The following is a 26,700-nucleotide window of genomic DNA, read 5'->3' on the forward strand; positions in this document are numbered from 1 at the left end:
TAAATCATTATTCATCATTTTAAATATATTAATTTAATTCATAAATTATTCCAATAAATTTAAAAATTTTTAGGTTCTAATTGTGATTTTTATAGTACAATAAATAAAAAAACTGGAATAACCAGTTTTTTTATTTATATTTAATTTTCTAATGGTCTATTTAATTCTTCTGTTCCTTCTACTACAAATCTTCCATCTCTTATTATATCTATAGCTTTTCCTTCTTTAGTTATTACTGATATTAACTCAATATCATCATATGGAAGTGTTATATCCGTATGACAACTAGTGTATGCATTTTCTATATCAGTTTTTCTTAATATAGATTTTTCATTATCTCTTGCTATTATTTCTTTTCTATCTGAGTTATATACTTTTACATCTTCACATTGACTAAAGCAAGTATCACCTATTGCAAAGTGTGGTCCCATTTTTTCTACTATTAGAATCGGTAATATATTAACTATTTGATGCTTTTTAGATATTACATATGCTAAAGTATTTGTTCCTATAGCAAATTCTCCCAATGGCAATGTTTTATGTGGGAAAAGTAAATTCTCTTCAATATATTTTTTATTTTCTTCTTCATCTATAAAGTTTGTGCAACTATATTTTTCTACATATCCATCTTTAAATGTTAAGCTTAAATTTTTATATTTTAAATCACCTAAATATACTTCTTCTACATGAAGTAATCCATTTGTTCCTTTTAATACTGGTGATGTGAATACTTCACCTACTGGTATATTTACATCTGCTACACAGTTTTCAAAATTAGTTTCTTTTTCTGAATTTTTGATTTCATGCATTTTTACTTTTATATCAGTCTTATTATTTCCAAAACCTTTTACATGGATATAGTCACCTTTATCTAAAACATCTATTATACGTTTTTGTATTTTTTCATATTGTTTGCTGTCTAATAAATTAATTTTTAATGTATCTTCAAATATTTCCTCAAAATTCTCTCCTATTTCTGGAGTTGGGAAGGCTATTATTGTAAAGCTAACTTCTGACATCGGAATGTATTTATCTTGTTTGATAGCCATTGCTGATTGATATTTTTGATATATTTTACCTTGCTTTTCATTTAATTTTAATGCTTCTTTTTTGCTTTCTGGTGCAAAAGGAGTTTCCCCAAATTTTTCGAAACAAAGTATTCCACTATACTGCTTTAACTCTTTTTTATATTTTTCAAATAATTTTTCATTAGCCTTTAGTTTAGATTGGCCTATTTCTTCATCATAAAATAATCCTATATCGAATCTATGGTCGTAATCAAATTGTTTATTTGGTGATGTATATACAAGTTGGTCTATTATAGGTTCTAATGAGTACCTTCTTAGTCTTTCTATAAGAAGTTTTATAATTCGTTCTTGTCCTACGTTAGCAAAAATTCTTGAGGTAGACTTGTTGTTATAATCTTTATTGTCTCTTTTAAATCCTTCTATATAACCGTTACATACAGTATCTGCAATTAAATCTATATTTTCATATTTATTTAAAAACTCTGCTGTTTTTATTTCATTATCACTTATATAGTAACCATATTTAAAAAGATATCTTAAATCATCTAAGTTAGACGTTTCTATTATATTTTTAACATGACTTTCTTTATTTATTAATTTGTCTTTTAAGTTGTGTTTACATAAAAACTCTTGATTATTTAAGTTTAATTCTTTTAATAGTGCTCTTATATCTTCTGGGTTTTCATTATTATTATATTCAACAAAATTATAAATACTCAAAAAATGTTCATTATAAAAATGCATCATTTTTAAGTTGTGAGAAAATGCGTATGTTATATATCTTTTAGATATATTGTATAAAAAAGTTGCTATTTTTCCTAATTCTTCACCGAAAACTTTTACTGCATAAACTGGGTTACAAAAACTAGTATTGTACCTTTCCCCTATTATATCTTCATAAAGCTTGTGATTATCTTTTAAAAGTTCTTCAAATGGCTTATTAAAATAGTTGTTATCTAATTGTTTTTCTAAGTTACACATTTTACTTGCAAACCTTGCTTGGCTCTGTAAAAATTTTATAAATTTTTTTGGCTCTTCTTTATATTGTTTATTAGCAATTTCAGATATTTCTTTTACCGTAAAATTATAATTTTCCTTGTCAAATTTAAACTCCATAAAACTTCCCCCTTCTATTAGGCATAATCTTACATTTATAAATATATCGTATCACTGTGAAAAAATACTTGCAATATTTGGAGAAATTTTTATAAAATATTAACTATTTCTAATGTGAAAAATTGTTGTACTTTTTAGTTAAGAGTTGTAACGCTTTGCTAATTAAGAGTTGACAGTTGCAACGTTTTGCTAGTTAAAAGTTAACAGTGAATAGTTAATAGTTATGGTTATTACTACTCACTTCGTTCCTAGTAATGCTAAACGTACTTTTTTAAAATCTAGTTTTACTAACAAAATTTTAGTATGCAATCACTTAAAGTTACATATCCATTACAAGAGGGACAGACGCGTAATTGGCTACTTTACTATACTTTGGGATAGATGCTTTTGTTGATTTTAGTTTTTCTCCAATGGTACTCGAAGTCGGTCCCAATTATTCAGTTTTAGTAACACACCTAAGCAATCAATTCCTTACAGTATTAGCTCCATAACAAAATAACCAAAGAACCAGTACCTGACAGGTTTGCCCAAGTAATGGTTCTTCCAAGGAAACAAATATATATTTATGGTTGTTCATAGTAAAATTCATTTTTTATTTCTAAAAATTGTTCCAAGTCATTCAAAAATTGATATAGCATAGCTCTATTTTCGAATTCTTCTCTTGTTGTTGGTAATTCGCTTTCTTTAAATTTTTCTCTTAGTTCTTTTAAGTCTTTTAATAACATTTCACAGGAGTTTTGTTCTGCTAAATTTTCTCCTACTTTTTTAGTGAAATCTGCTATCATCTCAGTCTGTTCATAGGTCATAAAGAATTTTTCAAAATGTGAACGCATTCTTTTTACACATTTAAACTGTTTTATTCTCATTTCCATATACTCAAGATAATAACTTTCATCAGACATAAAATAGTTGTTTAAGTTTATGTACGCTTTCTTTTTAGCTGCATATAATTTTTTTTCTAAATCATTAAATTTTTTATCTTCTTGCAGTGAAACTGAAAGCTCTCTTAATGCTCTAGACATATCTATAAATATATCTTTTAACGCATCTTCTATGTATTTTTTATCTCTTATTATATATTCTTCCATGTTTTTCATGTACAAATTTAATAATAAAGCTACACCAACGCCTATAGCTATTAGTCCTAATTCATTTATAATTAGTTCTTTAGTTATAGCTCCTTCACCTAAAAAGTGTGTAGCTAAAACTGAACTCATTACAATACCTTCCGAAATATTTAATTTTACTGCAACAGGTATAAATATAAGCATAAAAATAGCAAATACTACTGGATTAAACCCTAGAAGTTGCATTAATATTCCTGATATTAATAATCCTATAATACAGGCTCCTATCCTTTGTAAAGCAACTTTAAAGGATTTACGTTTTGTATTTTGTATGCTAAGTATTGTAATAATACCTGCTGATGCATAAAATTTTAACCCTAGAAATTGAGCAATTAGCATTGAAATACCAGTGCCTATAGCTGTTTTTAATGTTCTATTTCCTATTTTCAAATTAACACCACCTTTTAAGCCATATATTTTATAATTTCATTTTAATAATAAAAATATTTTTATAGTTATAAGATTTTACTAGTTAAGAGTCAAGGTACTTTTTTAGTTAAAAGTTAACAGTGAATAGTTAATAGTTGCGGTTATTACTACTCACTTCGTTCCTAGTAATTCTCAACGTATTTTTAATCTACAAAAGTAAAACTTCTAAGTAAGCAATTTACCAAAGTTCCAGCTCCATCACAAGAGGGACAGACGCGTAATTGGCTACTTTGCTATACTTTGGTATAGATGCTTTTGTTGACTTTAGTTTCTCTCCAATGGTACTCGAAGTCGGTCCCAATTATTCAGTTCTAGCAACACATCTAAGCAATCAATTCTTTACAGTATTAGCTCTATAACAAGTAGGACTTTTTCAGTTACGAGTGAAGAGTTAATAATTAATGCAATTTATATATTATGTATTATATCACTTATTATTTCTTTTGTTTTTTATTTATTTTTAATTTTTTTAAATAATTTCTTGGTATTCTTTCATTTTATGTTTATTATTTTTATTTTTGGATATTAATTAGAGAGTACAGTAGTATATAACTGTACTTTTATTTTGATTTTAAGGAGGTATTTTTATGAGTAAACAAGTTTGTTCTTTATGCGCTGGAAAAAAATTAGTTAAATGTGATTGCACAACTGACTGTGTTAAAAATCATTGTACTTGCTGCGGAGGTTCTGGTCAACATGCTTGCCCTGAATGTGGCGGTAAAGGTTACACTGAAAAATAGAGAAGACGGGTTTTCCCCATCTTCTCTATTTTTTTAAGGTCTATATTCTTGTGTTATTTTTACTATTTTATTATCCTTAAATTCTATATTGAAAATATTACTTCCTCTAAATCCTTGATTATTTTTTAGGTTGTCAAATGTTATTTTTTTAGTAGCCATTACATTTCCATCGCCTACTTTATTCCAATCTATAACACTTATATCTACATCATCACTAACTTCTACTTTTGTTGAAGTACTAATCGGTATGTCTTGTCCTCCATCAAGTATATAGGATTTTCCGTCCTTTTCATTAACTATAGCTGTAGGTATTTTATAATACTTACAATACTCATCTACTTCTTTTATATCTGTGCTAAACTTTTCAAAATTTCCAGCAACATAACTCTTTTCATCTTCTTTAGATGCCGAATTTATATAAAATAAGAAGCTTTCTTCATTATTTAATCTTTGCTCTGTAAATTTTTCTACCGAGAATTTACCACCTAGTATATTAACTGATTTATAATTATCAATTTCTGGCTTTGAATCAACAATAGTTTGTGAATTAGATAAAAGTATTGGTGATTCTGTTTTTGATGCTAATGCACTTCCTGATAATGCATCTGGGAAAGTTTTTCCACTAGCTATAAAAATACTTTCATCTTTTAATTCTTTACTAAAGTGATTTAATATTTCCATAGATGTTTCATATCTATCTTTTCCAGATAAACGTATAACTTCATTTCCTTTTGTATTGGCTATTATATCTTTAATTTCATTTTGTACTTCATCACTTATAGCCCCTACTCCACCAGCTATGAATACTTCTTTAGGTTTTATTTTTTCTATTTGTTTGATTGCACTACTTGTTAAAGTATCTTTTTCTGTTAACAATATTGGATATTGCTTAGCTCCTGATATCGGTGACATACTTAATGCATCTGCAAAGCTTTTTGAACTAGCTATTATAACTGGTGTACCTTCTTTTACTTCAGCTTTTTCTACTATCTTTGTATTGGTTTCATATCTATCTGCTCCACCAATTCTTTCTATGTTTTTATATCCTATTTGTTTTAAATAGTTAATATAATTATTATTTATATTTTTTTCTCCACCTAATAGATATACTTTTCCATTAGGATTTAATCTTGATTGAATAAATGCTATTTGCTCCATACTAACTTTAGGATCATAATCAACTAGAATTATAGGAGCATTATATTTTTTAGAAAGTATGGAACCTGTTAATGCATCTGGATAATCTTTTCCACTTGCAAGTATTACAGCATCTACACTTTCATCTCCTACAAATTTTTTCCCTATTTCAATGGATGTTCCATATCTATCACTGCCATTTATTCTATTAACTCTATTATTAGCAGCATATACATTAATAGGTGTAGAGCAAACGCCTGCAACCATAGCACTTATCAACAAATAAGTTATCTTTTTCTTCATAACTCAGCCACCCCTTTTATACCTTAATAATCATAAATATATGTTAACAAAATTTACAACTTATGTAAATGAAATTGACAGCTTTAATGAAAAACTTTTTGTATAAATTTATAAAGCAAATTATACAATTAGATTAAAAGAAAGTGGTTGCCACTTTCATCCTAAACTCTTAACTATTAATTCTTAATTTTTAACTATCTTAAGGGACTGGCTAACCTTTTTTATTCATGATAACCAAATCCAAAGAGCTGATTTTTATTTTTATATAGATAAACCATTCGTGTCTGTCCCATTTGTTACTGCTGTAAAATTAGATCTTAGCTTTTGTTTATTTTATACCCTAAACTTAGAATTTACTCCTTCTAATTCAAAAGAAACTGGCAGTCCAGTTTCAACCAACATTGTCAATTGTCCTTTGTCCATTGTCAATTTTTTAAAACTCTCTACCTCAACTAAGTAAGCAATCACTCCTAGTGTTTGCTCCATAATAAATGGGACTTTTTCAATTAAAAGTTAATAGTTAATAGTTATGGTTATTACTACCCACTTCGTTCCTAGTAATGCTAAACGTACTTTTTTATATAAATTTGCAAAGCAAATTATATGATTAGATTAAAAGAAAGTGGTTGCCACTTTACTCCTAAATTCTTAATTAATAATTCTTAAACCTTAATTTTTTTATTTTATTCCCACAACAAGATAAGTAAAGAACCAGTACCTCTATTTTTCTTTTAAAAGTAAGTTTTGTGGCTTGTTGAAAAATTTAAGATTTACTTTTAAACTATACATATAAGTTACATATATATATTCAATTATAGTTTGGAGGATTTTATGAGTTATGCAAAAGTTATAGTTAAGGGTTCCCCTATTTCAAAATCTAATTTTAAGTTATTTAATATGAATGGTAGGGCTATTCTCCCTTATAATTCTGGTAAGTATCATGATAGATATGCACTTTATGAGGAAGAAATTGCATATGAATGTAGAGTTCAAAACCCTGGCATTGTTTTGTCTGAGGCTTTAATTGCAGTTTTAAAAGTTTTTTATAAATCGAAAAAACGTCATCCTGATACCAACAACATAACTAAAAGCATTTTTGATGGTGTAGAAAAAAGTGGTCTTATAGTGAATGATGCTCAAGTTAGACGATTAATTATAGAAGAATTTTATGATGAAAAAAACCCTAGATTTGAACTAGAGTTATTTGGTGAAAGTACATATAAGATGAACTATTCAATAGAAGAACGTGATATAACGGATGAACCTATAGAATATAATCCTCCTTCTAACTCAAAAACTAAAAGTCCTAATCAATTAAAAAAAGTTACATCTTCAAAGTCTGTCTCCAAAGAAGTTTTATGTTGTGAGATATGTCAAAGGTCAGTATCTAAGGAAAATGCTATATCTGCAAATAAAGGAAAAACTATTCTTTGTAAAAAATGCTTTAAAAAACTGTTCTAATATTTGATTATAAAGCTTATAAAAGTATATAATCATAATAGAGTTTCTCTTATTAGACACATAAAGAAAAATACTATAATTAAACTTTTTATTTAATTAAATGTGTCTTAATTGAATTGTCATAAAAATGAGGTGTTTATGCTATGAAAGAAAATTTTAAGATATTATCTATAGAATCCAGTTGTGATGAAACTTCTGCTGCAGTTGTTGTAGATGGTAGAGAAGTTTTGTCTAATGTTATAGCATCACAAATTTCTACCCATGAAAAATTTGGTGGTGTTGTTCCTGAGGTTGCTTCTAGAAAACATATTGAAGCAATCAGTGCCGTTGTTCAAGAAGCTTTAGATGAAGCTAATGTTACTTTAAGCGAGATAGATGCTGTTGGTGTTACTTACGGACCTGGTCTTGTTGGTGCTTTACTTGTTGGTCTTCAGTATGCCAAATCTTTAGCTTATGCTCTTAATATACCTTTAATAGGAGTAAATCACATTGAAGGTCACATAAGTGCTAACTTTATTGAATATAAAGAGTTAGAGCCTCCATTTGTAACACTAGTTGTTTCAGGTGGCCACACATTTGTAGTACATATGAAAGATTACGGTGAATTTGAAGTTATGGGTGAAACAAAAGATGATGCTGCCGGTGAAGCTTATGATAAAGTAGCTCGTGCTTTAGGTCTTGGTTATCCTGGTGGTCCTAAAATTGATAAAATAGCTAAAGAAGGAAATAATAATGCAATAAAATTTCCTAAGGCTAACTTTCATCAGGAGTGCTTAGATTTTTCATTCAGTGGAGTAAAATCTTCAGTTTTAAATTATCTAAATAAAGCTGAAATGAAAAATGAAGAAGTTAATATACCAGATGTTGCTGCATCTTTCCAAAAATCAGTAGTTGAAGTCTTAGTTGGAAATGCTATTAAAGCTTGTAAAATAAAAAATGTTGATAAAATAGCTATAGCTGGAGGCGTTGCTTCTAATAGTTGTTTAAGAGCAACTATGATAAGTGAATGTGAAAAGGAAGGAATAAAAGTTCTGTTCCCTAAACCTATATTATGCACAGACAATGCTGCAATGATAGGAAGTGCTGCATATTTTGAATATACTTGTGGAAGAACATCTGATTTAACATTAAATGCAATTCCAAATTTAAAATTAGGACAAAGATAAACAAATAACACCAGTTTAACTGGTGTTATTTTTGTTTTTATCCATTTTTAGGAATGTTTAATTCAAGACAAAACTTTTAAACATTCCAAACTTAAAGCTATATGGTTAATTGTGCTAATTTAAATTTATCACTATCCTCGTAAAGTGTAAACCTCTCTATCCATATTTTATAAAAACTTTACCATTAAGTAATTTTTTGTAATTTTTTCAATATATATATATGTAGGATTTCAATCTAAGTTTTTAATTTATAACTTTATCAAATGATAATTGTTAAATTAATAAAGTTCTTTTAAACCAATATTTTCAATGATTTTTACCATTTATTTTTTCTTAATTGACAACTAAATTTTAATAATATAAGTTAAAAAGTTTTATTTAATATTTAAGGAGGTGTTTTTATCAAGAAAATTACTTTTAAATCTAAAATAATAGGGCTTTTAATAATTGTTATAGTTGTTCTTTTATTTATTCTATCTTTTAAAGCTCCGTTAAAATCTCACAGAAAAGATTCTACAGAAACAATATTTCAGCAACTTGTAAACATTAATGAGCTTGTTACTGTTAAGTACGATTATTCTAATATTATTTCTGTGAAGGATAATTTAAAGTTTAATGATATAGATATCCCCTTTACTGAGAAATCTTTTGTTTTAAAATATGATGGATATATAAAAGCTGGAGTTTCTTTAAAAGAAAGTAAACTTAAAATAAATGGTGATAAAGCTACTCTTTCCATCCCTAATTCAATAATTTTAGATAATGTAGTAATTGAAGATACAGTTTCTATTTTAAATGAAAAAAATCCCCTTTTTAATCCTTTAAAAAGTAGTGAAATCTTTAATGAAATTTGTAAATCTAAAAATGAAAAAGAAAATGAAATTATTGATAAAGGCTTTCTTGATGAAGTAAATATATCTACTGAAAAATTTTTAAAAGATTTTTTCAAAAATTTAGGATATGATGTATCAATAAAATTTTATTAACATAAAAAAAGTTATGAAAATAGGAATCTATTTTCATAACTTTTCATTTTACCAGCTTCCTGAAGAACCTCCACCATTTGAACTTCCTCCACCGAAGCCTCCAAATCCACCACCTGATGAACCTCCTCCGCCACCAAAAGGTCCGAAAAAGTCATCATCATCATCTTTACGATTATTTCTTATAATTGGTCCTGTTCCATAATAGCGTCTTCTTCTACTTAAGAAAAGCAAAGATATTAATCTTCCTTTATTGAAAAGCGCATCACCTAATATGATAAAGACAATTATACCTATTAAAATGGCTGATTCACCATCAGATTGTGAACTTTTTTTATAATTTTCTTGTGGAGAATAATCATAGGATAATGTTTGATTATATTCTGTTGCAATATCTTGTGCAAATACTTTATATGCATTTAATAATCCTGTTGAGTAATCACCTTCTTTGAAATAAGGTTTTGCTTCACCTTCCATTACTCTATTACTATAAATATCAGTTATTGCGCCTTCTAATCCTCTACCTACTTCTACTCTATATTGTTTATCTTCTATTGCCATTAGTATTAGTAGTCCATTATCTTTTTCACTTGTTCCTATTCCCCACTGTCTAAAAAGTTTATTTGCATAATCTTCTATTGAATTTCCTTGTAATGAGTTTATTATTACTATAGTTGATTGTGCTGAAGTTTTATCTTCTAATTCTTTACCTATAGAAATAATTTCATCCCTTGTTTTTTCATCCATTATTCCAACATAATCATTTATATATTTATATTTTGTTGGACTCTCATATTCTATTGAAAATGCACTTAATGGAGCTATACACACAAATAAAAAAATTAAAAATGCTGATATCTTTTTAGTTAAATTTTTCATATTAACTTCTCACTACTTATTGAATTCAACCTTAGGAACCTCTGTTGCTCCTTCGGCTGCTTTGAAATATTGTTTTTCTTCAAAACCAAACATTGATGCTACTATGTTGCCTGGGAACCTTTTAATTTTTTTATTATATTGTGAAACTACATTATTATAATCTTCTCTCTTTATGGCTATTCTGTTTTCTGTACCTTCTAAAGCTACTGTTAAATCTTTAAAGTTTTCATTTGCCTTTAATTCTGGATAATTCTCTACTACAACTAAAAGTCTTGATAAGGAATTAGAAAGTTCTGAATCTGCAGCTGCTTTTTCTTCCATTGTTCCTGCACCTGCAAGCTTTGATCTAGCATCTGCTATAGATGTTAATACTTCTTCCTCATGTGTTGTGTATCCTTTAACAGTTGAAACTAAATTAGGAATTAAATCCGCTCTTCTTTGTAATTGAGCATCTAAATCAGATGCAACAGTGTTTACTTGTTCTTCTAAACTTACAAAGTTATTATAGCTTGATACTAGTGGGAAAATTATAATAGCTATAATTACTAGTATTGCTATAACTATACTCATCGATTTCTTTTTCATAAAATCCCATCCTTTTTTTATATTTAGATATTATTATATACTTTTTTCAGAATTTGAAAAGTAATATTTACAATTTTCTTGTAAATATGCAGTGTATAGTTTAATTTGCACTTTTTAATCCTATATATTTTATGCTTATATATATAATTTTAAACATAAATTTAAATTTTTATTTATTTTTCTTAAATATTTAGTTAAAAGTTGTAATACTTCGCTAGTTAAGAGTTAACAGTGAATAGTTAATAGTTATGGTTATTACTATTCGCTTTGCTCCTAGTAATTCTCAACGTATTTTTTAAATCTAGTTTTACTAACAAAATCTAAGTATGCAATCACTTAAAGCTTTACTTCCATCACAAGTGGGACAGGTTCATTTATGGCTATTTTCTTCGTTTAAATTGCAGATTCCACAATTACTGTACTCCCATAACAAAATAAACAAAGAACCAGTACCTAACAGGTACGCTGCTTTGCAGCTCAAGTACTGGTTCTTTGCTCGGTAATTTATTTTATCTACCCTTTTTATTGAGTACTAGAGTTTTTTATGGTGGTACAGCTAAATGAACCTGTCCTTCTTGTTTGGCGCTATACCTTAAATTTAGCCTTAGTTTTTTTATATCCTAAACTTAAATTTTACACCCTCTAATTCAAAGAAACTGGTAGTCCAGTTTCAACCAACATTGTCAAATGTCAATTGTCCTTTGTCAATTTTTTTATATGTTATTTAGTTCTACATATGCACAATGATTTAATTCTATGTTTAATCCTAAAGCTCTTGCTTTGTCTAATACTTCTTTATCAAATGATCCTGGTTGAAACCATACATTTTGTATTCCAGCTTCTTTTATTTGATCTAAAGTACTTAATGATATTTTAGGATTTACTATCATGTTAACAACATCTGGCTTTTCCGGTAAATCACTTATCAGTGGATATACTTCAATTCCATCTATTGCTTTACCTTTAGGATTTATTCCATAAACTGTATACCCTTTTTCACGTAATCTTTTAGGAATTTTGTATCCAAATTTACTTTCATCATCGGAGGCACCTACTACAGCCCAAACTTTTAACTGTAACATTTCATCAACCATTTTAATTTCTCCTTTGTATTTTTACTTATAGGTTTTCTTAGTTTTAAATAATTTATTCAATTAGATTGTTTACCATATAAATAATTACTTATTTTCCAAAAATAAATGTTACATTATTTGACTATATGTTATATACTATTAATATAAATGATACATTATTGTGTTTAAATATAGTTATATAGTGAACAAGCTCAAATCTAAATGTCTTTTATTGTACTTAAGATGTTTTAATACTTCAATTACTATAGTTGTGAATTTGGGATGTTTGAAATTTATAATGCATAAAATAAAAGATGACTTTAACATCCTTATAGTAAAATAGGATTAAATCAATTTAATAAACTGAAATTTATTTAGAAATTAAGATACTTTGAGCATATGCTCACTGTTTTTTGGGTTCAATTTTAAAAGTCAACTTGGAACCCTATAATTAAATCATGAAATTTACTGAGGACAAATGAAAATTAATTTTATTCATTTTAATACTCAATTTAAACTATAAATTTTTCTGACTATAAATTTGTCTAATTCGAAAGGAGTTTTCTTATGTTAGCTATGAATGAAATAAGTGTGGATATGCTTGAAGATGATTTAAGATATCTTAAACTTTTATCACATAAATTTCCTACTATTTCAGATGCATGTACTGAAATAATTAACTTGCAGGCTATTCTTAATTTACCTAAGGGTACTGAACATTTTCTTACAGATATACATGGTGAGTATGAGGCTTTTAACCACGTTCTTAAAAATGCATCTGGAGTTATTAAAAGGAAAGTTAATGATATTTTAGGTAATACTTTAAAAGAAAGTGAACGAAAAGAATTATGTACCTTAATATATTATCCTGAGCAAAAGCTAGAACTTATAATAAATCAAGAAAAAGAAGTTGATGATTGGTATAGAATCACTTTATATAGACTTATTGAAATTTGTAAAATAGTTTCTTCAAAATATACAAGATCTAAGGTACGAAAAACACTACCACCTGATTTTGCTTATATTATAGATGAGCTTTTAAATGAACAAGAAACTAGACCAAATAAACTAGAATACTTTAATGGAATTTTAGACACAATTATTAGAATTGGTCGTGCTAAAGAATTTATTATAGCTATATGTAATGTAATTCAAAGATTAACAGTAGATAGACTTCATATTGTTGGGGATATTTATGATAGAGGTCCTGGAGCCCATATAATTATGGAAAGTCTTATGAGATATAGTTCTATTGATATTCAATGGGGAAACCATGATATTTTATGGATGGGAGCAGCTGCTGGAAATGAGTGTTGTATATCTAATGTTATTCGTATTTCTACAAGATATGCTAATCTTGAAACATTGGAAGATGGTTACGGTATTAATTTACTTCCACTGGCAACTTTTGCAATGGATACCTATGGAAATGACCCTTGTAAATCATTTAAACCTAAAATAACCGCTGGAAGTTATAAAGAAACAGATTTAAAACTTATGGCTCAAATGCATAAAGCTATTTCTGTTATTCAGTTCAAGTTAGAAGGTCAAGTTATTAAAAGACGTCCTTCATTTAATATGGAACATAGACTTCTTTTAGATAAAATGAACTTAGAAAAAGGAACTGTGCTTGTAGATGGAAAAGAATATGCTCTTAATGATACTAATTTCCCTACAATAGATATGAAAGACCCTTATAAACTTACTAAGGAAGAACATTCTTTAGTTTTAAGATTAAAATCTTCTTTTATAAATAGTGATAAATTACAAAAGCATGTTAGATATTTATATTCTAAAGGAAGTTTATATCTTGTTTGTAATTCTAACCTTTTATATCATGCATGTATTCCTCTAGATGAACATGGTAATTTTAGGAAAGCTAAACTTTCTGGAAAAGAATACTCTGGAAAGGCATATTTAGATATGGCTGATAGACTTGCTAGAGAAGGCTACTTTAATAAAGGTAATTCTGAAAAAGATTTATATTCATTAGATTTTCTTTGGTATTTATGGTGTGGTGAGGATTCACCGCTGTTTGGTAAAACTAAAATGGCTACTTTTGAAAGATATTTTGTTGACGATAAAACAACTCATACTGAATGTAAAGATGCTTATTTTAAGTTTAGAGATAAAGAAGAAATTTGTGATATGATTTTAACTGAATTTGGACTTGATCCTTTAGATAGTCATATAATAAATGGTCATGTGCCTGTTAAAGTTGTAAAAGGGGAAAGTCCTATAAAAGCTGGAGGAAAACTTTTAGTTATAGATGGAGGATTTTCTAAAGCATATCAAAGAGAAACTGGACTTGCTGGTTACACTTTAATATATAATTCTTATGGATTACAACTGGTATCTCATGAACCTTTTGAATCTACACAAAAAGCTATAGAAGAAGGTAAAGATATTTTATCTTCATCTGTTATACTTGAAACTACTAAAACTAGAAAAAGAGTTATAGATACAGATATTGGTAAAGAACTTATTGAGCAAATATCAGAACTTGAAAAACTTCTTATTGCCTATAGGAAAGGTTTAATTAAAGAATTAAAATAACTAAAAAAGATAGCTAAATTAGCTATCTTTTTTTGGGTTTGTATAAGTTAAAGGGAGATGAGGTTAATTTTTGTAACCTATAATATATATTAACCTATCCATTATCAAGGAATTTTATTGGTCTATTAACAATAGATTAAGGGGGATCTTTTGTTAACTCATCGTCGTAAAATAATGGATTGGTTAGGCAAAACATAAAGTTTAAGTTAAGCCTCAAGCTTTATGTTAGCTTTCATAGTTTTTCCGTCCCTTATATATTCTACAGGGACTGTATCATTTTCTTCATGTTTTTCTTTTAGTGCATTAATTTCAGCTACTGTTTTGACATCTTTTCCATCAAATTTCACTATTACATCTCCAGGTTGTATTCCAGCCTTTTGAGCTGCACTAAAATCTTCTACTCCTGCAATATAAATACCTTGTGGGATATTATATTGTTTGGATAAAGCTTCATCGATATCTTTACATTGTATTCCAAGTTTTAATATTGGTTTTGTTAAGATATCAAGCTTTTCTTTTGCCGCATTTATTGGAATTGAGAATCCTAATCCTTCAACGCCTTGCGCTTGTATTTTTGCTGTATTTATTCCTACTACTTCACCTTTTGAGTTCAGTAGCGGTCCTCCACTATTTCCTGGGTTTATAGCTGTGTCTGTTTGTATTAATTTCAATGTTTTTCCATTTTCAAATTGCATTTCTCTATTAACAGCACTAATAATTCCTGTTGTTACTGAACCTGAGAAATCTTTAGATAATGGACTTCCTATAGCTATAACCTGTTCTCCTACTTTTATATCATCGGAGTTTCCAAATGTTAAAACTCCTGGTATTTTCACATCTTTTTTAGTTATTTTTACAACTGCTAAATCTGCATCCTCATTATAGTTTACAACTTTAGCTGAAACTTCCTCACCGGTACTAAGTATTACATTAACTTCACTTGCACCTTCAACAACGTGATAGTTAGTTAATATTAGTCCTTCTTCATTAAATATAAATCCTGACCCTATACCTTCTTGAGGAGATGTTTGCCATCCTGCAAAGTTTTTTGGGAAAGATTTTGTTGCAACACCTACTACTGCTGGTGATACTTTTGCAACAACATCTGGTATGTTCATATAATCGCCTGCACTTATAGGAGTTGTAGAAACATTATTATTTGATTTTTCTTGAACTGTTGGTGACTGATTATTATGTCTTAACGCTGTATAAGTAACTGCGCCTCCAATTCCGCCACCTAGAGTAGAGCATATAAGCCCTATTGCTATATAAGGTCCAACACCTCTTTTTTTCTTCTTTTTTTTCTTTGGTGGTGGATTGTATGAATAGTCATTATCATTTACTGTATATTGTGCATTATCTATAAATGTTTTTTCTAATTCTTCATTAGTATTATTTTTAACTTCCATATTGTTTAAGTTGTTTTCATTTGTATCGTTCATGTTATCAACCCCTCACTTCAACCTTATGACTAAATTTTAGTTCAATTTTATGTCAATTTTGTGTCTTATAATTGACAGTTTAATGACTTCTATTTGACAGTTTAAAGACAAGCTTCTATATTATAGAGTTCCAAGTTAAGTTTTAAAGTTATTCATTTATCAAATGAGAAAACTCAAATTAATATTTTATCAATAACTAACAGATTGTTTTAGTTAAAAGTTAAGAGTGAATAGTTTTTAACTAAACTTATTTTTATCAACTGATAACAAAAATTTGATGAATAAATTTAAATGGAGCTTGTTTTTCTATATCCCTGAATTAAATTCTATTTATATTATTATCTTAATCAAGTCTTATAATACCTATATAAATATAAAAAAGATGACCAAATTTAGTCATCTTTTTTATATTTATTATTTATTAGCATATAACTCTATTATTTTTAATACTACTTGAACTGCACTTTCCATTGATTCTTTTACAATGTATTCAAATTTTCCGTGGAAGTTATGACCTCCAGTAAATAAGTTTGGAGTTGGAAGTCCTTTAAATGAAAGTTTTGATCCATCAGTGCCACCTCTTATTGGCAATACTAGTGCTTCTATTTCTAGTGATTTAATTGCTTCTACTGCAGTTTCTACTATATGATATTGCTCTTTTATTTTTTCAGCCATATTATAGTATGTATCTGACATATCTAAAACAACTGTACCTTCACCATATTTTTCATTATATTTTTTAACTAAAGCTTCCATTGTAGCCTTTTTAGCTTTGAATTTATCCATATCAAAGTCTCTTATTATATATTCTTGAACAGATTTTTCAACTGTTACATTCATATCTGTTAACATAAAGAATCCATCATAACCTTCAGTAGTTTCTGGTCTTTGATTTTCTGGTAACTCATTAAAGAACTCCATAGCTATTATTCCAGAATGTTTCATCTTTCCTTTAGCTGAACCTGGATGTACGTTTACTCCATTAAATGTAACTACTGCTCCAGCTGCATTGAAAGTTTCGTAAGATATTTCTCCAACTTCACCACCATCTAATGTATAAGCAAAATCAGCATTAAATGCTGGAACGTCAAAATTATTACATCCTGTTCCTATTTCTTCATCTGGTGTGAAAGCAACTCTAATAGCTCCATGTTTTATTTCTGGATTATTTATTAAGTATTCCATAGCTGTCATTATTTCAGCTATACCAGCTTTATCATCCCCACCTAATAATGTTGTTCCATCAGTTGTTATTATTGTTTTGCCAACATACTTTTTGATTTCAGGAAAATCTTTAACTGATAATGTTGTATTTTCATTTAGTTTTATGTCTTCTCCACCATAATTTTCGATTATTTTAGGATTTACATTTTTACCTGAATAATCTGGTGCTGTATCCATATGAGCTAAAAATCCTATTGTTGGAACTTCTTTTTCCATATTTGATGGTAATGTTGCTGTAACAAACCCCATCTCATCAACCTTAACATCACTCATACCTATTGTCTTTAATTCTTCTAATAAAATTTTTCCAAATTCTAATTGACTTTTTGTGCTTGGAAGTGTTGATGATGCTTCATCACTTTGAGTATCATATTTAACATAACCTAAAAATCTTTCTAGTAATTTAGACATTATTTTTCCCTACCTTTATCAAAATTTGTAATACTTTCTATTATTATAACATGATAGATTTACAATTTAAAGTATTGTTGCTTTACAAAAAATACATTCTTTTCATAAAATTTTAACATTTTTCTTCAATTATATTTTCTCTATTAATTCAAATTTTATTCTATATTTATATTGTGAGTCACAATAGGGTTCCAAATTAAATTTTAAACTTATTCATTTATCAAATGAGAAAACTCAAATTAATATTTTATTATTAGTTAATGCTTATTTAGTTAAAAGTTAAGAGTGAATAGTTACTAGTTGTGGTTATTATTACTCACTTTGATCCTAGTAATTCTAAACATATTTTTCTAGGACCGACTTTGATTGCTTTAGGTTTTATTTATATTTTTTCTTACCTGATAACAAAAATTTTATACTTCCCCACACTCACTTGTTCCTATATTTCCTCCAACATTAACATTGTTATTACTTTCAATATCATTTATATTATCATTTTTTATTTTCTTCTTTTTATTTTCCTTGACCATGTCTTCTTTTTTCATATCATTAAGAATTAGTATATCCATCATACTAATATTTTCAACTTTTGATAGCACCTCTGGACTTGCTTTTTTTAATGAAATTCTATCAACTAGTTTTTTCTTTCCTTCCTTATCAGTAGTGTAAACACATACATATCCCATCTCTAGAACATACTGAAATTTATTTGAATTACAACCTCTAGAATTATTTTTATTCATACTTTCTTCCATAACTTTTTCATGAATTTTATTCATATTGTCTTTTAACATTTGTAATGGCTTCATTTTATTTTTATTTTTTTTCATATGATTAACTACCTTAACTGAACTACTATTATTATTTTTGGAAACTATCACAAAAATTCCCCCTTAATTATAAAAAATACTTTTTAATATTTTTTTATATTATGTATTATATTTAATTTGTATCATATAATCATTATCGTAATTAATTTTCTTGCTCTTTAATTTTCAAATTTAATATGATAATATTTTTGTAACTAATTTTATAGGAGGCGCTTTTTATGCTAGATTTATCAAAATCTCTAAATTTTAAAGAATATTTAAAAAAATCCCAAGAAAACTATGGGGACATTCAAAATAAAGCCTATGAGAATACATCTTTATCAGAATACTACAAAGACAGCATAAAATCTTTAAATGAAGAAGTTAATGTTGTTGTTTTTACAGAAGGTTTCTGTCCTGATTGTATAGTTACAGTACCTTTTATTCAAAGATTTAGTGAAGAAAATGAAAACTTAAAAGTTCATTACTTACCTAGGACTGGATATGAAGATTTTTTAGAGGAAGCTGTAGGAAGAAAATCTATACCTACAGTTATAACTTTTGATAAAGATATGACACCTAAAGGTGCATATGTTGAAATTCCAAAAGAACTTACTGAAAAAATGATAAAATTGTCTAAAGATGAAAGAGAGTCTCTTATTAATGATTATAGAGATGGTAAATTTAATGATTTAATAGAAAAGGATTTACTTGAAATAATACTGTAAATACAAAAATAAAAGAGTTCTAACATTAAGTTAAAACTCTTTTACACTTTTTAGAACTGGCTATATATATATTCACCTGTTTGAACACCTAATATTAGGAATGTACACATTAAACTTACTATTACCATAGAACAAAATATAGATAAGTATATATTATTGTTTAAAATAATTGACTTAGTTTTCATTATAATATTGGTCAATCTCTTCATTTATGTATACCCATCCTTTCCAGCCTAAATGCATTATGTCACATAACACATATTTTTCATTTTCCTTTTTAGATAAATCCAATAGTTGTATATTGTTTTTTAGAGCTATTTCTCTTATTTTTTCATAATATTCTTCTTTATTATTTTTATCAAATCCACAGTAATCATACCACTTAGAATGTACCGGAACAGATATTAATAATGGTTTCACACCAGTTTCTTTACATATTTCTATCAATAAATCTAAATCATTGTACTCTGGTGATTCTGTATATTTTAATGTTTTATATGATCCTTTAAGTTTTTCATAATCATTTTTTATATATTTTTCAAAATAACTATCATAAACACCATATTCATTATTAGTTGCAGCTTTTTCCCCTTCTTTTACTGCTTGTTCTAATTCATTTGTCCAATCTATTGGCTTTTTATTGACTTTAGATTCTTCATCTTTAACTTCATTTATTTTATCTAAGCTTTGTTTTAAATCTAAAGTATATAATGCTTCCTCTTTAATATAATAATATGGTTTTAAAAGTCCTAAACCTATATTAGAAATAACATTATTGTTAGAGTATAGCTTTGAATACAATTTTATGTTTTTTAAGTTAGAAGATTCATCAGTAAACTGGATTATTCTATCACATATTTTTAACTTTAATTCTTTACTAATATTTTTATTATTCATTAATTTATAAAATTGAAGTTCAGAAAAATTAGCCTCAAATCCTTCTTTAGATAGTCCATCTTCTGTAAACCACTGCGGTGATAGTACAAATGCTATTTTTTTATTGCTAGAAGTATTATTTAAAGCACCTGTGTTGATAGCATGTATAATACTTTGGCAATGTCCTCTTCCTATAACACTAATATTATAGTTACTTTCTTTATCTATATAAAAGTTATTTGGATGCTGTGGTATAAATGTTGTTGATAGTTCTGATGAACCATACAACATTAAATTGTTATTTTGAAGTTCCTTATTTTGTATATATATCCCTTGGAATTTATCTACAGATAAATCTTTAGCTAGTGCTTTATCTACATTGTCATTATATTTTGATTCTAATTTTGACTTTAAATAAATTTGACTACCAGTAAGAAAACCTATGGATAAAACAAAAAATAATCCTATACCAATTATAGTTCTTACAGCGTTTTTCATAACTTAACTCCTTTTAGTAATAAACTCTATTGCTTTATTTGGAGTTTCTATATCCTCTCTTTCAATTTCTGTTGGCTCAATTTTTAGACCTAGTTGCTTCTCTACTTCAATTAAAAATTCTACTATTGCAAGAGAATCAAAAATTCCTTCTTCAAAAAGTTCAATGTCTAAATCCTCTTTTATTTCGTCTACTCCTGTAATTTCAACCATTATATCTAATATTTTTTCTTTCATATTCATTATCCTCCTAAAATTAAAGTTTTTATATCTTATTTAAATAAATATCCTGAAAATATTAAAAATCCAAAACAAACTAAATTGAATGTTACAAATGTTGTTAAACATACATACCAGTTTTTCTTTTTATTTTTCTTGTGAAATTTACTCTTTCTTTGATAATAATCCGTTAAGACTATTAAACATCCTTGATACAATCCATAGATTATATAAAAGATTTCAGTTCCATGCCATATTCCCATTGTAGTCATTATTAATATGAATCCTATGTAAGATGCTGTGTACCTACTTTTAAACCATTTACCTTTTAGTGCAGCCATTACAAATCTTGTATAGAAATAATCCCTAAACCAAAAGGATAAAGACATATGCCACCTATTCCAAAAATCTTTTATATCCTTACTTATAAACGGTAAATTAAAGTTATCTGGAGCTTTTATCCCCATAATATAACTTAATCCTATAGCCATTAAACTATATCCTGCAAAATCAAAGAATAAGTAAAAACTATAGGCATACATATAACTTGCTATATTAAATAAATTTTTATCTTCACCAATTTTACTCATCCATAAACTATATATAAGAGCGCCTATTACAAATTTATATAAAACCCCAAGAAAAATCTTTAGTATACCTTCTTTTAAAAGAAGTTTATATTCATCTTTTTCAATTGGCTTGGATATATCCTCTGTAAATCTTCTTGATCTATCTATAGGCCCTGAGCTTATTGTAGGAAAAAATAACATAAAATAAGTAAAATCTAATATTTTAACCTCTTTTATTAATTCATCATATATTTCCATTAGCATCTGTAATGATTTAAATGATAAATAAGAAACCCCTAAAAATCCAAAAAATCCTTTAGGTTGACTTGATATAACATGTCCCCATTTTACTAGAATTAATGGTAATAATGATAAAATTATCATTACCCAAAGTATTTTTCTTGAATCGTTACGTTTACGTATTACAATATAGCTTTTAACTAATAATAATTGTAATATATAAAATATAACTAACTGTCCTAATTGCTTTTTGGAACTTGAAAAAATCATAATTATCATTATAAGATTTACTAACATACTGTAATTAGTGATTTTTTTACCTTTGAGTCCCATAATTATAATAGGTAATATTAATAAAGAGACAATATAAAAGAATAGTAATCCATCAAATGGTATCATTTCATTTCCTCCATTAATGCTCTTCTATTAACTTTTCCATTTGGAGTCATTGGTAATGTTTCTTTAATTATAAATTTTCTTGGAATCATATATTCTGGTATATATTCTTTCAATTTGTTTTTTATATTAGATACTATTTTAAAATCTTTTTCTTCAACTCTTTTAGTTAATGTTACTACACCTATTAAATATTGAATTTTCCCTTCTTTTTCATGTGGCAATACTATTGTATTATCTATAAAATCTATATTTTTTATGTTGTTCTCTATGTCTTCAAGTTCTATCCTATATCCATTTAGTTTTACCTGAAAATCTAGTCTTCCACAATAAAATAAAAGGTTATCTTTTATATATCCTTTATCTCCAGTCTTATACATTCTATATTTTTTACCGTCAATTTCCATAGTTCCAAAAGACTTTTTATTTATCTCTTCGTTGTTCATATACCCTATACTTACGCTATCTCCAACTATTATGATTTCTCCTTTTTCACCTTCTGGTAATATGTTTTTATTTTCATCCACAATATATAGCCATGTATTTTCTTTGCTATATCCTACAGGTAGTGGAGCAAAATCTTCATTTACTTTATCAGTAACCTCTATAGAAGTTATCGCCACTGTAGACTCTGTTGGTCCATAAGTATTATATATTTTCACTTTTGGAAATGCTTGTCTTATTTTAGAAACTGTGGAATTAGTTAAAGTTTCACCACAAAACAACATAGTATCTAATTTATTTAATAACTTTTCATTAAAGTTACTATCTGACAAGCACATATCAGCAAAAGATGGTGTAGATATCCAAGTGGTTATATTAGATGTTTCAAAGCTTTTAAAAAGTTCTTTCATATTGCTTATCATCTTTTTATTTATACTATAAAGTGTTGAACCACTTGCTAAACTTAAGTAAGTATCCATAACTGATAAATCAAATGAAAATGGAGCTTGGTTCATGAATACCTTTTCTTTATTATTACATAAACTTAATCCCCACTTAACAAAACTTTCAAGACATCCTAAAGTAATTTGTACTCCTTTAGGTCTACCTGTACTTCCAGATGTAAATATACTATAATATACATCCTCTTTTTTTACGTAGTACTCCTCCGCTATGCTTTCCACTTCACTAGTTTTAAATATTTCTATAAGAGTGTTATAATTTATTATTTTTATATCGTCTAATTCAAAAGGCATTTCTTCAATGGATATAATTATATGTGGCTGAGATACTTCAATTATATCCCTTACTCTTTCAACTGGTAGTGAACTATCAATAGGTACATAAGAATGTCCAGATTTCACAATACCTATAAAACTACAAAGCATTTCATTTTCTTTATGACCATAAACTAATATAGGTGTGTTCTCATTGCCATAATTTTTTAATAAGTAATTTGCTAATGCATCAGAATACTTTTTCAAATCGCCATAAGTTATTAAATTATCTTCACTTATATGGGCTATTTTATTGCTACTATGTATTCCATAATCGTCTATACATTTAATTAAGCTCATTTTTTTCCTCCACTTATTATATTAATTTTCTAATTATATTAATTTTCTAAACTAACTTTAAGTATACTATTCTGTTTATTTATTGTAAATATTTTATATATATTAACATATATTTTAATATTTTATTAAATATTAATTAAATAAAATAAAAAATGTCTATTCATATGAATAGACATTTTAGGGTAGTTTGAGAAAATTGGAAATTATTAAATCATTTCATATAGGCATATAAATTATCTTGAACTTAAAAAAGTTATAATTTATATGCCCAATGTAATTAAGATGGGTAATTATATTATTACCTTTTTATTTTTTTATATTCATAAATTTTAAGAAAATAATTTTATTAAATTCTTGCTACTCCACATTCTTTTGCTATTCTTTTTACTTCTTTTGAAACTGAATCTGAAACTCTTTTATCTAGAGCTTTTGGTATTATATAAGTTTCACTTAATTCTTCTTCTTTTATTAATCCTGCTATTCCTCTAGCTGCAGCAAGTTTCATTTCTTCTGTTATTTCTGTTGCTCTAACTTCTAATGCCCCTTTAAATATTCCTGGGAATACTAGAACATTATTTATTTGGTTGTCAAAATCTGAACGTCCTGTTGCTACAACCTTTGCACCAGCTTCCTTAGCTAAATCTGGCATTATTTCTGGCACTGGATTTGCCATAGCAAATACTATAGAATCTTTATTCATTGAACTTACCATTTCTTTTGTTAATATTCCTGGTGCTGAAACTCCTATAAATATATCTGCACCTTTTATTACATCTTTAAGCTCACCCTCTGCCATTTCTCTATTAGTAACTTTTGCTATTGCTTTTTGAGCATCATTTATAAAATCTTGATTTTCTGTTATTGCTCCATGTCTATCACACATAATTATGTTTTTAGCTCCAGCATTTAAAAGTAACTTACAAATAGCTATACCTGCTGAACCTGCACCATTTATTATTATTTTAACATCTTCTAATTCTTTGTTTACAACTTTTAATGCATTGTATATTCCTGATAAAACTACTACTGCTGTTCCATGTTGATCATCATGAAATACTGGTATATCTAATTCTTCTTTTAATCTTTTTTCTATATAAAAACACTCAGGCGCTTTTATGTCTTCTAAATTTATCCCTCCAAAAACTGGTGATAATAGTTTTACAGTTTTTATAATTTCTTCTGGGTCTTCAGTATCTAAACATATCGGAAATGCATCTATACCTCCAAATTCTTTAAAAAGTAAAGCCTTTCCTTCCATTACTGGTATAGAAGCTTCTGCCCCTATATTTCCAAGTCCTAAAACTGCAGTACCATTTGAAACTATTGCTACTGTGTTTCCTTTAATTGTATAGTCATAAACTGCGTCTTTATTTTTTGCAATTTGAACGCAAGGCTCTGCAACACCTGGAGTATAAGCTAAAGATAAATCTTTGCTACATTCAACTTTCATCTTACCAACTACTTCTAGTTTTCCTCTTTTTTCTTTGTGTATTTTTAAAGCTTCTTCTGCTATAGACATTTTTAAAACACCCCTTATGATATATTAAGTAAAACAAGCTAACTTTTTAAATCATACGTCAACTTGAAATATTTATAAGCTTGTCATCAAATTTCCAAGAACTAAAATCTTCCAGCTGTGATTCAAGGGTTGATTTTAGATTCCTATTTTATAGGCTAAAATAAAATTTATTATTTATATAAATTATAACTTATGCTAGTTATTTTTTCCATTGTAATATTCGCAATATTGAATAATTGGACATGTTTCACACTTTGGTTTTCTAGCATTACATATTTTCCTTCCATGCCATATTAGGTAGTGATGAGCATCGCTCCACATATCTTTAGGAATGTTTTTCATTAATTTTTCTTCAACTTCTTCTACATTTTTTCCTTTTGCTATACCTATTCTATTTGAAAGCCTAAATACATGAGTATCTACTGCTATAGCTGGCTTTCCATATGCATTTGACATAACTACATTTGCTGTTTTTCTTCCTACTCCAGGTAATTTTATAAGTTCTTCCATTTCACTTGGCACTTTGCCATCATATTTTTCTATAAGCATTTTACAACAACCGATAATATTTTTGCTTTTATTTCTATAAAATCCGCAACTTCTAATTTTTTCACCTAGTTCTTCTTCTGTAAGCTCTAATATTGCCTCTGGAGTATTATAGTCTTTATACAACTCTTTAGTAACTATATTTACCCTTTCATCAGTACATTGGGCAGATAATATAGTAGATATTAATAATTCAAATGGGCTATTAAAAGTTAATCCACAAGTAACACCAGCATAAACTTCACTTAATATTTTTAAAACTTCGTCTCTAGTTTTTTTATTCATAATTTTAATCCTTTCATTAATATATAATTTTAAGATTATAAATCTAATCAATAATTTTTATTTGTTAATATATATTATAGCATATTTATGATAATTTAGTTTTCTATGTAAATCAATTATTGATCACTATTTTTATTAGTTTTATCTCTTGAAAGAAAAATTAATCCTATTAAATAATTTAAATAAAGTACAAAACCTAAATAAGTAATTATCAAATATTTTTACGCCATCACAAGAGGGGCTTTTCTAGTTAAGAGTTAAGAGTGAATAGTGAATAGTTGTGGTTATTACTACTCACTTTGTTCCTAGTAATGCTAAACGTACTTTTGAATCTACAAAATTAAAACTTCTAAACAAGTAATTATCCAAGGTTTTTATTCCATCACAAGAGGGACAGGTTCATTTTTGGATATTTTCTTCGCTTAACTATAGATTCCACAATTGCTGTATTCCCATAGCAAAATAAGCAAAGAACCAGTACCCTTATTTGGTTTTTAGTGAAATCTTTAAATAAGCAATTACTCCTAGTGTTGGCTCCATCACAAATGGGACTTTTCCAGTTAAAAGCTAAGAGTTAATAGTTAACAGTTGTGGTTATTACTATTCGCTATGCTCTCAGTAATACTAACCGTATTTTTAAATCTAGTTTTGCTAACAAAATCTAAATAAGTAATAAATTACGATCTTAGCTCCATAACAAATGGGACAGGCACGGTAAATTTATTTTCTTCGCTAACATCTGATGCTCTCCTAAATTTATACTTATATCTAAAAATTCAAAGCCAGTCCCCAACAATTTAAAAGAAAGTGGTTGTCACTTTCCTCCTGAACTTTTAAC

22 protein-coding genes are annotated in these 26,700 nt (G+C 27.3%); 6 read left to right on the forward strand and 16 right to left on the reverse strand.

Going from position 1 to position 26,700, the window contains the following annotated elements:
• Positions 1 to 140: 140 nt before the first annotated feature.
• Both KQI36_RS15695 and KQI36_RS15700 read right to left on the reverse strand, forming a co-directional pair.
• Positions 141 to 2,144, reverse strand: a complete 2,004-nt coding sequence (locus KQI36_RS15695; RefSeq protein ID WP_216451722.1) for an aminopeptidase — start codon at positions 2,142 to 2,144, stop codon at positions 141 to 143.
• 563 nt (positions 2,145 to 2,707) lie between these two features.
• Entirely contained in the window at positions 2,708 to 3,661 is a 954-nt protein-coding gene (locus tag KQI36_RS15700) for an aromatic acid exporter family protein (protein ID WP_216451723.1), read from the reverse strand.
• A gap of 626 nt (positions 3,662 to 4,287) precedes the next feature.
• On the opposite strand from KQI36_RS15700, the gene KQI36_RS15705 reads away from it, so the two are divergent.
• Positions 4,288 to 4,440 carry a hypothetical protein gene (locus tag KQI36_RS15705; RefSeq protein ID WP_010293700.1) on the forward strand — a complete coding sequence of 51 codons (153 nt, stop codon included), beginning with the start codon at positions 4,288 to 4,290 and terminating at the stop codon, positions 4,438 to 4,440.
• A 33-nt stretch (positions 4,441 to 4,473) separates the two neighbouring features.
• Here KQI36_RS15705 and KQI36_RS15710 read toward each other — a convergent pair whose 3' ends face one another.
• Together KQI36_RS15710 and KQI36_RS17880 are read right to left on the reverse strand one after the other, a co-directional pair.
• Positions 4,474 to 5,880, reverse strand: a complete 1,407-nt coding sequence (locus KQI36_RS15710) for a cell wall-binding repeat-containing protein (RefSeq protein WP_216451724.1) — start codon at positions 5,878 to 5,880, stop codon at positions 4,474 to 4,476.
• Between the two features lie 333 nt (positions 5,881 to 6,213).
• Positions 6,214 to 6,348 carry a hypothetical protein gene (locus KQI36_RS17880; RefSeq protein ID WP_280527041.1) on the reverse strand — a complete coding sequence of 45 codons (135 nt, stop codon included), beginning with the start codon at positions 6,346 to 6,348 and terminating at the stop codon, positions 6,214 to 6,216.
• Between the two features lie 363 nt (positions 6,349 to 6,711).
• Here KQI36_RS17880 and KQI36_RS15715 point away from each other — a divergent pair, with 363 nt between their 5' ends.
• The 3 genes from KQI36_RS15715 (at position 6,712) to KQI36_RS15725 (ending at position 9,493) form a co-directional block, all read left to right on the forward strand.
• Entirely contained in the window at positions 6,712 to 7,341 is a 630-nt protein-coding gene (locus KQI36_RS15715; protein WP_216451725.1) for a RusA family crossover junction endodeoxyribonuclease, read from the forward strand.
• A gap of 143 nt (positions 7,342 to 7,484) precedes the next feature.
• On the forward strand, positions 7,485 to 8,507 hold the full coding sequence (gene tsaD, locus KQI36_RS15720) for a tRNA (adenosine(37)-N6)-threonylcarbamoyltransferase complex transferase subunit TsaD (RefSeq protein WP_216451726.1): 1,023 nt from the start codon (positions 7,485 to 7,487) through the stop codon (positions 8,505 to 8,507).
• 524 nt (positions 8,508 to 9,031) lie between these two features.
• Positions 9,032 to 9,493 (forward strand): DUF4230 domain-containing protein, encoded by a 462-nt coding sequence (locus KQI36_RS15725; protein WP_342357403.1) that lies wholly within the window; start codon positions 9,032 to 9,034, stop codon positions 9,491 to 9,493.
• Positions 9,494 to 9,541: 48 nt separating this feature from the next.
• On the opposite strand, the gene KQI36_RS15730 is transcribed toward KQI36_RS15725, so the two are convergent.
• From KQI36_RS15730 to KQI36_RS15740, 3 genes are all read right to left on the reverse strand, one after another.
• Complete coding sequence (locus tag KQI36_RS15730) at positions 9,542 to 10,369, reverse strand: TPM domain-containing protein (protein ID WP_216451727.1); 828 nt, start codon at positions 10,367 to 10,369, stop codon at positions 9,542 to 9,544.
• Positions 10,370 to 10,381: 12 nt separating this feature from the next.
• Positions 10,382 to 10,954 carry a LemA family protein gene (locus KQI36_RS15735; protein ID WP_216451728.1) on the reverse strand — a complete coding sequence of 191 codons (573 nt, stop codon included), beginning with the start codon at positions 10,952 to 10,954 and terminating at the stop codon, positions 10,382 to 10,384.
• 713 nt (positions 10,955 to 11,667) lie between these two features.
• Complete coding sequence (locus KQI36_RS15740) at positions 11,668 to 12,048, reverse strand: CoA-binding protein (RefSeq protein ID WP_216451729.1); 381 nt, start codon at positions 12,046 to 12,048, stop codon at positions 11,668 to 11,670.
• A gap of 546 nt (positions 12,049 to 12,594) precedes the next feature.
• Here KQI36_RS15740 and KQI36_RS15745 point away from each other — a divergent pair.
• Complete coding sequence (locus KQI36_RS15745; protein WP_010293710.1) at positions 12,595 to 14,583, forward strand: fructose-1,6-bisphosphatase; 1,989 nt, start codon at positions 12,595 to 12,597, stop codon at positions 14,581 to 14,583.
• A 206-nt stretch (positions 14,584 to 14,789) separates the two neighbouring features.
• Here the strand turns inward: KQI36_RS15745 and KQI36_RS15750 are convergent, their stop codons facing one another.
• The 3 genes from KQI36_RS15750 to KQI36_RS15760 form a co-directional block, all read right to left on the reverse strand.
• Positions 14,790 to 16,025, reverse strand: a complete 1,236-nt coding sequence (locus KQI36_RS15750) for a S1C family serine protease (RefSeq protein WP_216451730.1) — start codon at positions 16,023 to 16,025, stop codon at positions 14,790 to 14,792.
• 414 nt (positions 16,026 to 16,439) lie between these two features.
• Positions 16,440 to 17,660, reverse strand: a complete 1,221-nt coding sequence (pepT, locus tag KQI36_RS15755; RefSeq protein WP_216451731.1) for a peptidase T — start codon at positions 17,658 to 17,660, stop codon at positions 16,440 to 16,442.
• 413 nt (positions 17,661 to 18,073) lie between these two features.
• Complete coding sequence (locus tag KQI36_RS15760) at positions 18,074 to 18,541, reverse strand: hypothetical protein (RefSeq protein ID WP_216451732.1); 468 nt, start codon at positions 18,539 to 18,541, stop codon at positions 18,074 to 18,076.
• Positions 18,542 to 18,708: 167 nt separating this feature from the next.
• Between KQI36_RS15760 and KQI36_RS15765 the strand changes: the two genes are divergently transcribed.
• Positions 18,709 to 19,197, forward strand: a complete 489-nt coding sequence (locus tag KQI36_RS15765) for a thioredoxin family protein (RefSeq protein ID WP_216451733.1) — start codon at positions 18,709 to 18,711, stop codon at positions 19,195 to 19,197.
• A 174-nt stretch (positions 19,198 to 19,371) separates the two neighbouring features.
• Here the strand turns inward: KQI36_RS15765 and dltD are convergent, their stop codons facing one another.
• From dltD to nth, 6 genes are all read right to left on the reverse strand, one after another.
• Positions 19,372 to 20,571 carry a D-alanyl-lipoteichoic acid biosynthesis protein DltD gene (dltD, locus tag KQI36_RS15770; protein ID WP_216451734.1) on the reverse strand — a complete coding sequence of 400 codons (1,200 nt, stop codon included), beginning with the start codon at positions 20,569 to 20,571 and terminating at the stop codon, positions 19,372 to 19,374.
• Between the two features lie 3 nt (positions 20,572 to 20,574).
• Entirely contained in the window at positions 20,575 to 20,805 is a 231-nt protein-coding gene (gene dltC, locus KQI36_RS15775) for a D-alanine--poly(phosphoribitol) ligase subunit DltC (RefSeq protein ID WP_010293720.1), read from the reverse strand.
• 35 nt (positions 20,806 to 20,840) lie between these two features.
• Complete coding sequence (gene dltB / locus KQI36_RS15780) at positions 20,841 to 21,995, reverse strand: D-alanyl-lipoteichoic acid biosynthesis protein DltB (protein ID WP_216451735.1); 1,155 nt, start codon at positions 21,993 to 21,995, stop codon at positions 20,841 to 20,843.
• Positions 21,992 to 23,512, reverse strand: a complete 1,521-nt coding sequence (gene dltA, locus KQI36_RS15785) for a D-alanine--poly(phosphoribitol) ligase subunit DltA (RefSeq protein WP_216451736.1) — start codon at positions 23,510 to 23,512, stop codon at positions 21,992 to 21,994. Before dltA ends, dltB begins: the two co-directional genes overlap by 4 nt.
• Positions 23,513 to 23,858: 346 nt before the next feature.
• On the reverse strand, positions 23,859 to 25,031 hold the full coding sequence (locus tag KQI36_RS15790; protein ID WP_010293725.1) for an NAD(P)-dependent malic enzyme: 1,173 nt from the start codon (positions 25,029 to 25,031) through the stop codon (positions 23,859 to 23,861).
• 195 nt (positions 25,032 to 25,226) lie between these two features.
• Positions 25,227 to 25,862 (reverse strand): endonuclease III, encoded by a 636-nt coding sequence (nth, locus tag KQI36_RS15795; protein WP_216451737.1) that lies wholly within the window; start codon positions 25,860 to 25,862, stop codon positions 25,227 to 25,229.
• Positions 25,863 to 26,700: the final 838 nt, after the last annotated feature.

The sequence above is a fragment of the Clostridium senegalense genome, from assembly GCF_018916625.1.
GTDB classification, from domain to species: domain Bacteria; phylum Bacillota; class Clostridia; order Clostridiales; family Clostridiaceae; genus Clostridium_J; species Clostridium_J senegalense.